Origin of the sequence: Kribbella sp. NPDC050281, assembly GCF_040655855.1 — a bacterium.
In the GTDB taxonomy this organism is placed as follows: domain Bacteria; phylum Actinomycetota; class Actinomycetes; order Propionibacteriales; family Kribbellaceae; genus Kribbella.
The window spans coordinates 101,074-113,803 of the sequence record NZ_JBFAKS010000031.1; the positions used below are offsets into that span (position 1 = coordinate 101,074).

The 12,730-nt window shown below is 68.1% G+C and carries 12 protein-coding genes; 6 read left to right on the top strand and 6 right to left on the bottom strand.

Annotated features, from left to right (window positions below):
• Nucleotides 1-42 precede the first annotated feature (42 nt).
• Nucleotides 43-855: a DeoR/GlpR family DNA-binding transcription regulator gene (locus AB0I34_RS29665; protein WP_131352887.1), complete on the top strand. Its 813-nt coding sequence runs from the start codon at nt 43-45 to the stop codon at nt 853-855.
• A 70-nt stretch (nt 856-925) separates the two neighbouring features.
• A complete protein-coding gene (locus AB0I34_RS29670) occupies nt 926-2,146 on the top strand; it encodes an MFS transporter (RefSeq protein WP_360451424.1) in 1,221 nt (406 codons plus the stop codon).
• 9 nt (nt 2,147-2,155) lie between these two features.
• Here the strand turns inward: AB0I34_RS29670 and galK are convergent, their stop codons facing one another.
• Entirely contained in the window at nt 2,156-3,286 is a 1,131-nt protein-coding gene (gene galK / locus AB0I34_RS29675; protein WP_360451427.1) for a galactokinase, read from the bottom strand.
• The gene (gene galT, locus AB0I34_RS29680) at nt 3,283-4,329 is read right to left on the bottom strand and encodes a galactose-1-phosphate uridylyltransferase (protein ID WP_360451430.1); all 1,047 of its coding nucleotides are present in this window, start codon (nt 4,327-4,329) and stop codon (nt 3,283-3,285) included. Before galT ends, galK begins: the two co-directional genes overlap by 4 nt.
• Before the next feature lie 169 nt (nt 4,330-4,498).
• On the opposite strand from galT, the gene AB0I34_RS29685 reads away from it, so the two are divergent.
• Complete coding sequence (locus AB0I34_RS29685) at nt 4,499-5,827, top strand: hemolysin family protein (protein WP_360451433.1); 1,329 nt, start codon at nt 4,499-4,501, stop codon at nt 5,825-5,827.
• On the opposite strand, the gene AB0I34_RS29690 is transcribed toward AB0I34_RS29685, so the two are convergent.
• From AB0I34_RS29690 to AB0I34_RS29700, 3 genes are all read right to left on the bottom strand, one after another.
• The gene (locus AB0I34_RS29690) at nt 5,769-7,040 is read right to left on the bottom strand and encodes an MFS transporter (RefSeq protein ID WP_360451436.1); all 1,272 of its coding nucleotides are present in this window, start codon (nt 7,038-7,040) and stop codon (nt 5,769-5,771) included. The genes AB0I34_RS29685 and AB0I34_RS29690 overlap by 59 nt on opposite strands.
• 2 nt (nt 7,041-7,042) lie before the next feature.
• The gene (locus tag AB0I34_RS29695) at nt 7,043-7,639 is read right to left on the bottom strand and encodes a helix-turn-helix domain-containing protein (protein ID WP_360451439.1); all 597 of its coding nucleotides are present in this window, start codon (nt 7,637-7,639) and stop codon (nt 7,043-7,045) included.
• A gap of 68 nt (nt 7,640-7,707) precedes the next feature.
• Nucleotides 7,708-8,550 carry an alpha/beta hydrolase gene (locus AB0I34_RS29700; protein ID WP_360451442.1) on the bottom strand — a complete coding sequence of 281 codons (843 nt, stop codon included), beginning with the start codon at nt 8,548-8,550 and terminating at the stop codon, nt 7,708-7,710.
• A 168-nt stretch (nt 8,551-8,718) separates the two neighbouring features.
• Here AB0I34_RS29700 and AB0I34_RS29705 point away from each other — a divergent pair, with 168 nt between their 5' ends.
• Entirely contained in the window at nt 8,719-9,102 is a 384-nt protein-coding gene (locus AB0I34_RS29705; protein WP_360451445.1) for a YciI family protein, read from the top strand.
• Between the two features lie 48 nt (nt 9,103-9,150).
• Here the strand turns inward: AB0I34_RS29705 and AB0I34_RS29710 are convergent, their stop codons facing one another.
• Nucleotides 9,151-10,140: a BadF/BadG/BcrA/BcrD ATPase family protein gene (locus tag AB0I34_RS29710; RefSeq protein WP_360451448.1), complete on the bottom strand. Its 990-nt coding sequence runs from the start codon at nt 10,138-10,140 to the stop codon at nt 9,151-9,153.
• 257 nt (nt 10,141-10,397) lie between these two features.
• On the opposite strand from AB0I34_RS29710, the gene AB0I34_RS29715 reads away from it, so the two are divergent.
• The gene (locus AB0I34_RS29715; protein ID WP_360451451.1) at nt 10,398-11,180 is read left to right on the top strand and encodes an SIS domain-containing protein; all 783 of its coding nucleotides are present in this window, start codon (nt 10,398-10,400) and stop codon (nt 11,178-11,180) included.
• A 24-nt stretch (nt 11,181-11,204) separates the two neighbouring features.
• A complete protein-coding gene (gene ngcE / locus AB0I34_RS29720; protein WP_360451454.1) occupies nt 11,205-12,623 on the top strand; it encodes an N-acetylglucosamine/diacetylchitobiose ABC transporter substrate-binding protein in 1,419 nt (472 codons plus the stop codon).
• Nucleotides 12,624-12,730 lie beyond the last annotated feature (107 nt).

The window sequence follows — 12,730 nt, forward strand, 5'->3', positions numbered from 1 at the left end:
CATTTCCCTGACAGCAGCACGTTCTCCGTCTAGTCTGTGGGGGTGAATGCAGCTGGAACAGAGGCCCCGAAGGGCCGGGGAGGGCAGCTGGCCGCCCAGCGGCAGGCCACGATCGTTGCCGAGGTCAACAGTCGTGGCGCGATCACCGTGGCCGAACTGGTCGACCGGTTCGGCGTGTCGGACATGACGATCCGGCGCGATCTGGACGCGCTCGACTCGAGCGGCCTGCTGCACAAGGTGCATGGCGGTGCCACCTCGGTGGGGCTGCGGAGTGCGCACGAGCCCGGGTTCGACGCCAAGCTGACGCAGGAGTCCGCGGCCAAGCAGGCGATCGCGGCCGAGGCGGCCGGACGGGTGCAGCCGGACAGCGCGATCGGCATCGGTGCCGGTACGACGACGTACGCGCTGGCACGTCAGCTGCTCCGGGTGGAGAACCTGACGGTCGTGACGAACTCGGCGCGGATCGCGGATGTGTTCCACGGCAACAGCCGCTCCGACCGCACCGTCGTACTCATCGGTGGCATTCGTACGCCGTCCGATGCGCTGGTCGGACCGATCGCGACAGCGGCGCTGGCGTCGCTGCACCTCGACCTGCTGTTCCTCGGTGCGCACGGCGTCGACGCGGAGCACGGTCTGAGTACGCCGAACCTGATGGAGGCCGAGACCAACCGCTCCTTCATCGGCGCGAGTCGCGAGGTGGTCGTGGTCGCGGACCACACCAAGTGGGGCACGGTCGGCCTGAGTACGTTCGCCACCTGGTCGGACCTGGACGTCATCGTCACCGACTCCGGCCTGTCCACCGCAGCCCGCAAAGCCATGCGCGACACAGGGTGTGATCTGGTCATAGCGTCATGAGCCCTCGCCGCGGTCGGCCGACGGTTTGATGGGATGGGGTAGGAAAAGAAGAAGCCGGGAGGGGCCGGGGATGAGGAGCCGGGAGGCTCCGCTCGGTAGGCCGTACTGGGTTCTCTGGACCGCCGGCGCTGTCTCGTTCGCCGGTGACGGGATCATGTTCGGCGCACTGCCGTTGCTGGCCGCATCGATCACCCGCGATCCCCGCATCGTCTCGCTCACCGAGGCGGTCACGAACGTCGGCTGGCTGCTCCTCGGCCTGATCTCCGGCGTGATGGTCGACCGCTGGCGGCGTACGACGACGATGTGGATCGTCGACGCGATCCGGGCCGTGGTCGCCGGCGCGTTCGCGGCCGTCGTCCTGCTCGACCTGGGGACGATCCCGATCCTGTTGCTGACCGCGTTCCTGCTCGGTCTGCTCGCACCGTTCTTCGACAACGCCGCGTCGGTCGTGGTCACCGACGTCGTCGTACCGGCCTCACTCGAACGGGCGAACGGCTACAGCCAGGCCGCGCTCGTGGTGCTGTCGAGCTTGATCGGTCCGCCGTTGGGCGCAGCGTTGTTCGTGCTGAGCCGCGGACTACCGATCCTGCTGAACGCCGTCTCGTTCGCCGGGGCGGCGTTGCTCGTCTGGATCGTCCGGAAGTCCGCGCCGGCTCGCGTCGTCGACGCCGACCGCCACCTCGGCCGCGAACTCAAGGAAGGACTCGTCTATCTCTGGCAGCACAAGCTGCTGCGATCACTGTGCCTGCTGCTCACGATCGTGAACGCGGTCGGCGCCGGCATCGTCGCGATCCTGGTGCTGTACGTCCTCGAGGTGCTGCACCTGCCGCAAGCGGGCTTCGGCTGGCTGGTCGCGATCTACGCGATCGGCGGTGTGCTCGGTGCGTTCGTCGCGCCGCGGTTGTCCCGTCGGCTCTCGACCTCCACCAGCCTGATCGGGGCGATGCTCATCAGCGGCGTCGCGGTCGTGCTCTTCGGCGTACTGTCCGACCTGGCCCCGGTGGCCGTGGCCGCGGTGGCCCTTGGCTTCGGCAGCACCTGGTGGAACGTCGTCTCGATCACTTTGCGGCAGCGCGTCGTACCGGCCGAGCTGCTTGGCCGGGTGACCGCGGTCTATCGGATGGTCGCGTTCTGCGCGGCACCGCTGGGTGCGGTCGGTGCAGGGTTCCTCGCCCACCGCACCGACCTGCGCACTCCGTATCTGGTGATGGGCCTGATCCAGGTGGCGGCCACCGTCGTCTCCGCGCCGTTGATCCGGCGCGAGGTGCGAGCGGCGACGACTATGCCTTGATGGTGTACCTCAGTCGGCGCGCGACGCTCCTGCCGACGGTGTTGCTGCCAGCGCGCTGGGGGCGTTGAAACCGTGTTCCGCAAAGGCTTTCTCGATCGCGGCCAGGACCGAGTCGGCCGCGCTCGCCTCGGTCAGCGCGATGATGCAGCCACCGAAACCGCCGCCGGTCATCCGCGCACCGAGCGCACCGGCCGCGAGAGCGGTGTCGACCGCGACGTCCAACTCGGGCACGGTGATCTCGAAGTCGTCCCGCAGCGACGCGTGCGACGCGGTGAACAACGGCCCGACGTCGCGCAACCGGCCGGCATGCATCAACGCCACCGCGTCCTCGACCCGGCGGATCTCCGTGACCACGTGCCGCACCCGGCGCCGTACGACGTCGTCAGGCAAACGATCGAGTGCCGCGTCGAGATCCTCGAACGCGATCGATCGCAACGCCGGTACGCCGAGCTCCGCCGCGGCCTGCTCGCAGCTCTTCCGGCGGGCGGCGTACTCACCGTCGACGTGCCGATGCGGTGCCTTCACATCCACGACCAGCAACGCGAGGTCGTCGGCGGCCGGGTCGAACGGGATCTGCTCCGTCGACATCGCGCGGATGTCGAAGTACAAGGCATGACCGGCGGTGCAGCACATCGACGCCATCTGGTCCATCAGTCCGACCGGCGCACCGACGTACTGGTTCTCGGCGCGTTGTGCGAGCCGCGCGACCTCGCCGGGGTCGACTTCGAGGTCGCGCAGCCCGAGCAGCGCGACGGACGTTGCGCACAGCAGGGCCGCGGATGAGGACAGGCCGGCGCCCGAAGGGAGATCGGAGTCGACCAGCAGGTTCGCGCCGCCGATCGCATAGCCGGACTCCCGCAGGATCCAGGCCGCACCCGCCGGGTACGCCGCCCAGTCACCGACCGAACCCGGTGTCAGCTCGTCGATGGCGAACTCGATCACACCCCGATGCCCGGTGGAAGCGACCGCGATCCGGCCGTCGTCACGTTGCGACGCGGTCACCAGGATCCGGTTCGGCAGGGCGATCGGCAGCACCAGGCCGTCGTTGTAGTCGGTGTGCTCGCCGATCAGATTGACCCGGCCCGGCGCCCGCCACCTTCCGTCCGGCGTGGTGCCGAAGACGTCCTCGAACGAGCTCACGAACCAACCTTCCGCAGGGTCTCGGCCACGTCCTCGGGCCGGGTGTCGCTGATGAACGCGCCCATCCCGGACTCAGACCCGGCCAGGTACTTGATCTTGTCCGCGGCCCGGCGGATGGACAACAGCTCGAGGTGAAGGTAGCCGAGCTCGCGGTCGATCCGGACCGGGGCCTGGTGCCACGCGGCGATGTAGGGCAGCGGGTCGCCGTACAGGCCGTCGAGCCGGCTCAGTACGTCGAGGTACAGCTCGGCGAAGTCGTCGCGCTCGCCGACCGACAGCTCGTCGATCCCGGCCACCTGCCGGTGCGGGTACAGGTGAACCTCGACCGGCCAGCGGGCGGCCTCGGGCACGAACGCGGTCCAGTTGCCGTTGTCGGCGATGACCCGGGTGCCTTCCTTGCGCTCGGCGGCCAGCACGTCGGCGAACAGGTTGCTGCCGGCAACTTCCTGGTGCCGGCGGGCCTGGGTCATCAGGGTGCGCATCCGCGGCGGCAGGAACGGGTAGGCGTAGATCTGGCCGTGCGGGTGGCTCAGCGTCACGCCGATCTCGCGGCCGCGGTTCTCGAACGGGAAGACCAGCTCGACGTCGTCGCGGGCGCCGAGCTCGGCGGTCCGGTCGGCCCAGGTGTCGACCACCAGCCGGGCCTGGCCCTGGGACAGGTTGGTGAAGGACTGGTTGTGGTCGCTGGTGAAGCAGACCACCTCGGTCCGGCCCGGGCCGGCGAAGGACGGGAACCGGTTCTCGAACACCGCGACGTTGTAGTCGTGGTCCGGGATCTCGGTCGGGTTGCCCGGCTTGCTCGCGCACAAGGGGCACTGGTCGGCCGGCGGCAGATAGGTCCGGGTGTTGCGGTGGGTCGCGTACGTGATCACGTCGCCGGTCAGCGGGTCGGTCCGCAGCTCGACCTGGGGCTGTGGTGCCGGCAGCCCGCGGGTGTCCTCCAGCGGAACCCGCACCGGCGCATCGGCCGGGTCGTAGTAGATGAGCTCGCGCCCGTCGGACAGCTTGGTGTCCGTCCGGCGCGCGCCACGCGGTGTGTTCATCGATTGACCCTCCCGGCCGGCCCGACACTGGTCAGCCAGGAATCATCGTAAACCAACAAACTCGAACATGCATGCTGGGGTGGCCCACCGGTAGGGTAGGTAAATGGACGACTACGCCCAACGAACGCCCTCTCGGCATCCGACGAGAGGGCGCTAGGAACTCCCACCCATGAACGACACGCTGCTCAATATCGTCCTCATTCTTGTCTTCGTGCTGATCGGTGGGGTCTTCGCCGCAGCCGAGATGGCCCTGGTCTCCCTGCGCGAGAGTCAGCTCAAGTCCCTGTCGCACCGCGGCCGGCGCGGCGAGATCGTGGCCAAGGTCGCCGCCAACCCGAACCGGTTCCTGTCCGCCGTCCAGATCGGCGTGACCCTGATGGGCTTCCTGTCCGCCGCCTTCGGTGGCGCGACGCTGGCCGACTCACTCTCCCCGCATCTGCAGAAGCTGGGCCTGCCCGAGTCGGTCGCGAACACGGCCGCCCTGGTGCTGATCACCATCGCCATCTCCTACGTCTCGATCGTGCTCGGCGAGCTCGCGGCCAAGCGGCTCGCGCTCCAGCGGGCGGAGACGTTCGCCCTCGGCCTCGCCCCACTGGTCGACCGGATCGCCTCGATCGCCCGCCCGGTCATCTGGCTGCTGTCCAGGTCCACCGACCTGGTGGTCCGCGCGCTCGGCGGCGACCCGAACGCGAACCGTGAGGTGATGTCCGACGAGGAGTTGCGCGACCTGGTCTCCGGGCACGAGTCGCTCGGCGAGGAGGAACGCCGGATCGTCGACGACGTCTTCGAGGCCGGCGGCCGGCAGTTGCGCGAGCTGATGCTCCCGCGTACGGAGGTGGACTTCGTCGACGCGGAGATGCCGGCGTACAAGGCGGTGAAGTTCGCGGCCGAGCGGCCGCACTCGCGCTACCCGGTGATGAACGGTTCCGCCGACGACATCGTCGGGTTCGTCCACGTCCGGGACCTGTTCGACCCGGCGGTCGCGTCCCGCTCGGTCCGGGTCGGCGACCTGGCCCGCGAGGTGCTGATGCTGCCGGACACCGCGAAGCTGCTGCCCACGCTGACCGAGATGCGCCGCCGTAGTACTCACCTGGCGATCGTGCTGGACGAGTACGGCGGTACGGCGGGCATCGTCACGCTGGAGGACCTGGTCGAGGAGCTGATCGGCGACATCCGGGACGAGTACGACGAGGAGTCCGTCGAGACCACCCGGCTCCGCAGCGGCGACATCGAGGTCGACGGCCTGCTCAACCTGGACGACTTCGCCGAGGAGACCGGTGTCGAGCTCCCGGACGGCCCGTACGAGACCGTCGGTGGGTTCCTCGCCGCCCGGCTCGGCAAGGTCCCGGCCGCGGGCGAGGAGGTCCAGGTCGCCGACCACAACCTCATCGTGATGGCGATGGACGGCCGCCGGGTCGCTCGCGTCCGGGTGCACCTGATCAAGCCGACAGATGGTGAGCCGGTTCCGGATGCGGAGCCAGCGTCCGCCGCCGACTGACGATCACCAGACCGCCGACGACGTACCCGAGTCCCTGGAAGACGAGGACCGGGATGATGCCGACCGCGTCGCCGAGGACACCGGCGGTCACGATGCCGGCCAGCACCGCGACGCCTTCGGCGGCAGCGATCGCGCCGAAGACCCGGCCGCGGATGCGGTCCTCGGTGAGACGTTGCAGCACGGTCATCAGGCCGGCGATCGTGAATGCGCCGGGTACGCCGACGACGATCATGCAGACGAACGCCGGGATCAGACTGTCCGAGACGAGCGGATAGCAGAACAGCGTCAGGTCGACCAGGCCGAACAGCAGTGACCCGACGCCGAGCATTGTTGCTGCAGGCAACCGTGAGCCGATCGACGCCGCCACCAGACCGCCGACGATGCCGCCGATCGCCTGCGACGAGACGATCAGGCCGTACGCCTTCCCGTCGCCGCCCAGCTCGGCACTGACGAACGGTGCGAACAGCGTGCTCATCACGCCTTCGCCGACACTGGTCACAATGCAGAAGCCGAACAGCAGCCGCATCCCAGCACTGCCGACACACAGCCGGAGTCCTTCGGTCCATTCCGCTTTCAGCCGCTTGATCGCCCCTTCGGCGGCCTGCTCCGCGGACTGTTCTTCCTGGTGGCGTGCGGCGCGGTGGCGAATACCGGCGACGAGCGCGACCGCGACCAGGAAGGTCGCCGCGTCCGCGATGGCCAGCAGGGACAGGCCGCCGACGGCCGCGAGCACACCGCCGAGTGCGGCGCCGACGAGCCGGGCGATGTCGCGGATCTGACTGTTCAGGGCGTTGGCAGTCACGAGTTGCTCGGACTCGACCAGAGCCGGGACGAGAGACTGCTCGGCCGGGGTGAAGAACTGCTGAAGACAACTCTGTGCGAGGACGACGCAGTACACGATCCAGATCGCGCTCTCGTCCCGAACCGCCAGGAGCGGAAGCAGGACCACGGCGTTCAGGATGTTCGTCACGATCATCGTCGTACGCCGGTCCCAGCGGTCGACGAAGACGCCGGCCAGCGAGCCGAGCAGGACCGGTGGCACAAACGATGCCAGCAGCAGGCCGCCGGACGCGAGGGTGGATCCGGTCAGGACGTACACCTGGAACGCCAGGCCGGTGCGCAGCAGCCAGTCGCCGGTCAGAGAGATCAGCCCGGCGCCCAGCATCAGCCGGTAGTCGCGTTGCCGCGCGAGGACGCCCCACAGGTCCTTCATCGCTACTCCTCCTCTTCCGGGGTGATCGTGACGATCTGCGTGATGGCGACGTGCCGGCTCCCGGCCGGACGGGTGGACTTGTCGTCGATCGGCCGCTCGTCGATGTACCGCTGGACGAGAGCGTTGATCTGCTCGACCAGCTCGGCCAGCTCCTCGCCGGTCAGGTAGACACCGCTCTGCCCGATGCCGGAGTGGTCACGCCAGATCGGGTCCTCGGCCGGCCGCTGCTGCTGCCACTTGCTGAGTGACTCCAGCGCGCGCTCGGCCAGCAGTTGCTCGAGTACGTCGGCCGCCGCGGCGCCTTCCGGGGTCTGGGCGGCCTCGCGCCACGACTGCGACGTCGACACCAACCGCCAAGGCCGCTCACGGTTGTCCTTGCCGGGAGCGGGCTCGACGAAGTCGTACTTCGCCAGCTGCCGCAGATGGTGTGAGGCGAGTGCCTGGCTGATCCCGAGCCGCCGCGCCGCGTCGGCCGCGGTCATCGGCCCCTCCCGCCCCAGCAACCCCTGCAGATCCAGTCGCACCGGGTGTGCCATCGCCCGGATCGCGAGCGGATCGTCGAGCAGCCGCGTCCGTCGCGGCTCATTCTCCAAAGACATGCTTGGAATATGCGCCGCGCCGACTGCGATGTCAAGCCATTGCTTGGAATGTTGTGCCGGTACGGCGGTCAGCCGGTCTGGTCGCGGATCCACTCGAGGCCGGTCTCGGCCTGGTCCAGGACGGAGACGTGACCGTCACCGGGGAGGAGGCGAAGGGCGGCCGGGCGGATGTGCCGGGCCAGCCAGGCGCCGTGCGAGCTGGGGATGATGCCGTCGGTCTGGCCGTGGAAGAGCAGAGTGGGCGCGGTGATGCTGGTCGGGTCGCAGCCCCAGGGCACTACATAAGAACAGTCGTCGTCGATCAGGCCGTCGGGGCCGTCGGGCATCGACTTGTCGCCGGCGACCGAACCCAGCCAGCCCCACGGACCCTCGAACATCGCCAGGTCCGTGGCGGTGAACTCCGGGTCGTACTCGACGCCCGAGGCCTCGTGCCGTACCTTCGCGTCCCGGCCGGCCGCCGCGGCCTGGAGTGATGCCAGTCCCGACGGGATCATCCCGTCGTACCAGTCGAGACCGTCGGCGTCGTACGGCGCGATGGCGGCAAACGTCGTGACTGCCTCGACCCGATCGCCGAGGATCGCGGCGGCACCGAGGGCGTACGAACCACCGCCCGAGTAGCCCATCAGTGCGAAGGTGCCGATGCCGAGGGAGTCCGCGACTGTGATCAGGTCGGCGGTGACCGACGCCATCGTCCGCCCCGGCGCCGCGGTCGAACCGCCGTACCCGGGCCGGTCGAACGAGATCCACCGGATCCCGAGCCACTCGCCCGCCTCGCCCAGCGGCGCCGGCGGGGCACCGAGGTTCGGCGTGCCGTGGTGCCAGAACACCGCCAGCCGCGCGTCGTCGCCGGGCGCGCTGTCATACACATGCAGCGTGCGCCCGTCCGCGAGCCGGAAGTCCATCTCGTACATGTCGCTCACCTTAGGTCCGTTGAGGGTTGGCGAGCGGTACGTCGGAGGGCCGCTGAAGGACTCGACATTTCGGGGCAGCGAACTCTGCCCGGACGCGAAATGTCGAGTCCTCCGGGCTGCCTCCGACCTCTGCTGCGAAGATCCACCCAGACTCCGAAAGGAACCGTCATGAAGTACCTGCTGCTGATTCACAGCAACCCGATCACCTGGGCGCACCCGTCCTTCCTGCACACCGAGGAAGGCCGGGCGCTGCCGAAGAAGGCCCGCGACGCACTGGCCGCGCAACTCGAGAACCTCCTCAACGAGCTGGACAAATCCGGTGAGCTGATCAACGCCGTACCGCTCGAGCCGCCGGCCAGCACGAAGGTGGTCCGGGTCCGCAAGGGCGTCCGCGCCACCACGGACGGCCCCTACTCCGAGGCCAAGGAACAGCTCGCCGGCGTCTTCCTCGTCGACGTGGACACCCCCGAACGCGCCGAGGAGATCGCCGCGACCATCCCGGAGGCCGAGTTCTACGCGGTCGAGGTCCGCCCGGCCTCCGTTTTCGACTAGGTGCGTCTCTCACTTCCCTGCGTGCCGCAGGGAAGTGAGAGGTGTGGCCTAGCTGACCAGCCGGGTGTGGTTCTCCTGGGTCGCGAGGGCGGGGTCGAGGGCACCGAGGGCCAGCCAGGTGGCGCCGCCGACCCCGTCCCGGGCGGTCAGGACCTCGCCGGAGAACTGCCGATGGATGTTTTCCCGGATCAATCTGCCGACCGGTGACGATTCACCCGCGACACTTCCCGCGAGGACCATCGGGCCTTTGTCCGACGTTGTCGTGAGCCGGCTCACTGTTTCTATGAGCAATTCGGCTGCGCGTTTCACCAGAGCCCGTGCGGTCTCGTCATTCTGTTCGTACGCCGTCACGACCGTCCGTGCCAACTCGGCGAGCAGGACGGGCGGCCGGCTGTTCACCGTCCTGATCAAATCGTCACGCAGTACGTCGTATCCCTCACGCAAGGGGATCGTTGGCTCCTCGCGGTCCGGCAGGATCGCCTGCACGACGGCCTCGCCGAGGAGGCCGATCGGCTCGCCGAGATCGAGAGCGAGCAACACACTGCGCACAGCCTCCCGGCCCAGCCAGAATCCGGAGCCCTCGTCGCCCAGCAACCAGCCGTGGCCGCCCGCGGTGCGGACCAGTTGGTGATCGCGGACCAGACCGGCGTTGCTGCCGGTGCCGACGATCAGCACGGTGCCGTCGGGCTCGGCCGTACCGGAGGCGAACGCGACCTCCAGGTCGCCGATGAAGTCCGGCTCCACAACGAGCCCCACACCGGACCAGGCGGCGTCGAACTGCGCCTTCACATCCGGGCGTCCTAACGCCGATCCACCCGCCGCACCGACCACAGCGGCCTTGACCGCGGTCGGATCCAGGCCGGTCAGCGCCGCGTGAAGCGCCTGGCCGAAGTTGGCCGCCGCACTTGCGGGGTGGCTGGTCGGATTCCCGCCGGCCGCGGCCCCTCTTCCCACTACGTTGCCATCATGGTCAGCGATCACGATCCGGGTGGAGGTACCGCCGAGGTCGCCGCCCAGGACCAGTGCCGAAGCTGGCATCAAGACCACCGAGTCCGCAGGTTCTGACAGCGGGCGTTCGACCGACATACGCAATGCTCCAAACTGCTCAAAAGAGCCCTTTAGTAAGCACAAGAGAACAAGGTCACGCAACGGTCCCGATCTGGGGAGAAGAGTGAGATGAGCCTTGACTTTAGCTGCCAGTTGAGAAAAGTTCTGTCCAGCAAACCGCAAACTTGCGCACTTGTCGGCATCCGGAGTGTCGCAGCGAACACATTAGTGGAGGGGTGGGGCCGCTGATGGCCAGCAGTAACCCGGAGGAGACCGGCGGAGTGAGCGCGCAGGACTATGTTCACGCGCTGACGCCGATCATGACCGCGGTCACCGAGCAGATCGACGGTCCGATCCAGCAGGCCGCGGACCTGATGACCAAGGCTTTGCGCGCAGACGGGGTGATCCAGGCCTTCGGGTCCGGCCACTCCGAGGCGCTCGCGATGGAGATCGCCGGCCGTGCCGGCGGCCTGATCGCGACCAACCGGATCGCTCTGCGCGATCTGGTGCTGCTCGGCGGCGAATCGATCGAGGTACTGCGCGGCGGCGAACTGGAGCGTGATCCGTCGATCGCGCGCCGGCTCTACGACCTGGCCGAGCCGCATCCCGAGGACCTGTTCGTGATCGCCTCCAACTCCGGGGTGAACGGCTCGATCGTCGAGTTCGCAGGAGTGGTGAAGGAGAACGGCCACCCACTGATCGCGATCACCTCGCTGCAACACACCGGTGGGATGGACTCGCGCCATCCGTCCGGCAAGAAACTGATCGACCTCGCGGACGTGGTGCTTGACAACCACGCGCCGTACGGCGACTCCGTGCTCGACCTTCCCGCCGGTGGGGGCAAGGTCTGCGCCGTGTCGTCCATCACAGCCGCCCTGATTGCGCAGATGCTGGTGGCCGAGGTGCTGCGTAGGCTCACCGACACCGGTGAGACACCACCGGTGTACCTGTCTGCGAACATCCCAGGCGGCGACGAACACAACCACGCCCTTGAAGCAAGGTACGCCGGTCGCATCCGGCGTACTGCGTGAAACACTCCTTGGAAGGCGGGACCAATGACCACTCCCAACAACCTGTCGCGGCGCCTGTTCCTGCAGCGCGCAGCGGTCGGCACCTTGCTGGCGACCGGCGGCAGCACGCTGCTTGCCGCCTGTGCCGCCAGCGGCAGCGACGACAGCGGTTCCGGCAGTGGGAGCGCCGACAAGACCGCTGACAACCCGTTCGGTATGGCGGACAAGTCGAGCATTGAGGCGGTGATCTTCAACGGTGGGTACGGCTACGACTACGTGACGTTCGCGGCCAACCTGGTTCAGGAAAAGCAGGCGGGCTCGACGGTCAAGGTCTCCCCGTCCACCGAGATCGCCCAGCAGCTGCAGCCGCGCTTCGTCGGTGGCAACCCGCCGGACCTGATCGACAACTCCGGCAAGGCCCAGATCGGCTTCGGCACGATCCTGGACCAGCTCACGCCGCTGGACGACGTCTTCGAGGCCAACAACTACGAGGGCACGAAGATCGCCGACACCCTGTACCCCGGCGCCAAGATCCCCGGTACTTTCGACGGCAAGTTCGTCGCGATGAACTACGTGCTCACCCTCTACGGCCTGTGGTACTCCGACAGCCTGTTCAAGGAGAACGGCTGGGAGCTGCCGAAGACCTACGACGCGCTGCTCGACCTCGGCGCCAAGGCCAAGGCGAAGGGCAAGTACCTGTTCGTCTGGGGCAAGGAAGCCGCGACCTACTACCACACTCTGGCCGTCGACTCCGCGATCAAGGAGGGTGGCGACGAGGTCCGGCTGGCGCTGGAGAACCTCAAGGAGAACTGCTGGTCGCAGCCGCAGCTCCAGAGCGTCTTCAAGGCCATGGAGACCATGGTGAAGAACGGGTACTTCGTGCCCGGCGGCGCCGGCACCCAGTTCACCGCCGCGCAGGCGAAGTGGAGCAACGACCAGCAGGCGATCCTGTACCCCTCGGGCTCGTGGATCGAGAACGAGATGAAGAAGGCCACCAAGTCCGGGTTCCAGATGAAGGGGATGCCGGAGCCGACGGTCACCGACAGCCCGAAGCTGCCGTACGAGTCGCTGCGCAGCGCGGCCGGTGAGCCGTTCATCGTCCCGTCGAAGGGCAAGAACGTCGCGGGCGGCAAGGAGCTCCTGCGGGCCATGCTGTCCAAGGAGGCGGCCACCAACTTCGCCAAGACGCGGCTGGCGCCGACCATCGTCAAGGGTCTTGTTCCCGCGGACGGTTTCGGTTCGACCGCCCTGCAGTCGCAGACCGCGATGCTGGACGCGGCCGGCACGAACATCTTCGACTACCAGTTCGTCGGCCTGTACGGCATGAACACCGACAACCTCGTGGTCTGGAACTCGTTCCTGTCCGGGCAGATCGACGCGGCCGGTCTGACGAAGGGCCTGCAGCAGATCACCGACAAGGTGCGCAACGACAGCTCCGTCAAGAAGATCCCGGTCACGAAGTGACCGTGTCGCCCAACGTCGTGCCGGGGGGCGGGCCCAAGCGGTCCGCCCCCCCGCGGCGCCGCCCGCCCGTGTCCGTTGAACCCGTGCACATCAATTTCGTCATACAA

Excerpts from the sequence above, each read along its gene's own strand:
- AB0I34_RS29670 (WP_360451424.1), top strand. The coding sequence starts at position 926 with ATGAGGAGCCGGGAGGCTCCGCTCGGTAGGCCGTACTGGGTTCTCTGG.
- galT (WP_360451430.1), bottom strand. The coding sequence starts at position 4,329 with ATGAACACACCGCGTGGCGCGCGCCGGACGGACACCAAGCTGTCCGAC.
- AB0I34_RS29685 (WP_360451433.1), top strand. The coding sequence starts at position 4,499 with ATGAACGACACGCTGCTCAATATCGTCCTCATTCTTGTCTTCGTGCTG.
- AB0I34_RS29690 (WP_360451436.1), bottom strand. The coding sequence starts at position 7,040 with ATGAAGGACCTGTGGGGCGTCCTCGCGCGGCAACGCGACTACCGGCTG.
- AB0I34_RS29695 (WP_360451439.1), bottom strand. The coding sequence starts at position 7,639 with ATGTCTTTGGAGAATGAGCCGCGACGGACGCGGCTGCTCGACGATCCG.
- AB0I34_RS29700 (WP_360451442.1), bottom strand. The coding sequence starts at position 8,550 with ATGTACGAGATGGACTTCCGGCTCGCGGACGGGCGCACGCTGCATGTG.
- AB0I34_RS29705 (WP_360451445.1), top strand. The coding sequence starts at position 8,719 with ATGAAGTACCTGCTGCTGATTCACAGCAACCCGATCACCTGGGCGCAC.
- AB0I34_RS29710 (WP_360451448.1), bottom strand. The coding sequence starts at position 10,140 with ATGCCAGCTTCGGCACTGGTCCTGGGCGGCGACCTCGGCGGTACCTCC.
- AB0I34_RS29715 (WP_360451451.1), top strand. The coding sequence starts at position 10,398 with ATGGCCAGCAGTAACCCGGAGGAGACCGGCGGAGTGAGCGCGCAGGAC.
- ngcE (WP_360451454.1), top strand. The coding sequence starts at position 11,205 with ATGACCACTCCCAACAACCTGTCGCGGCGCCTGTTCCTGCAGCGCGCA.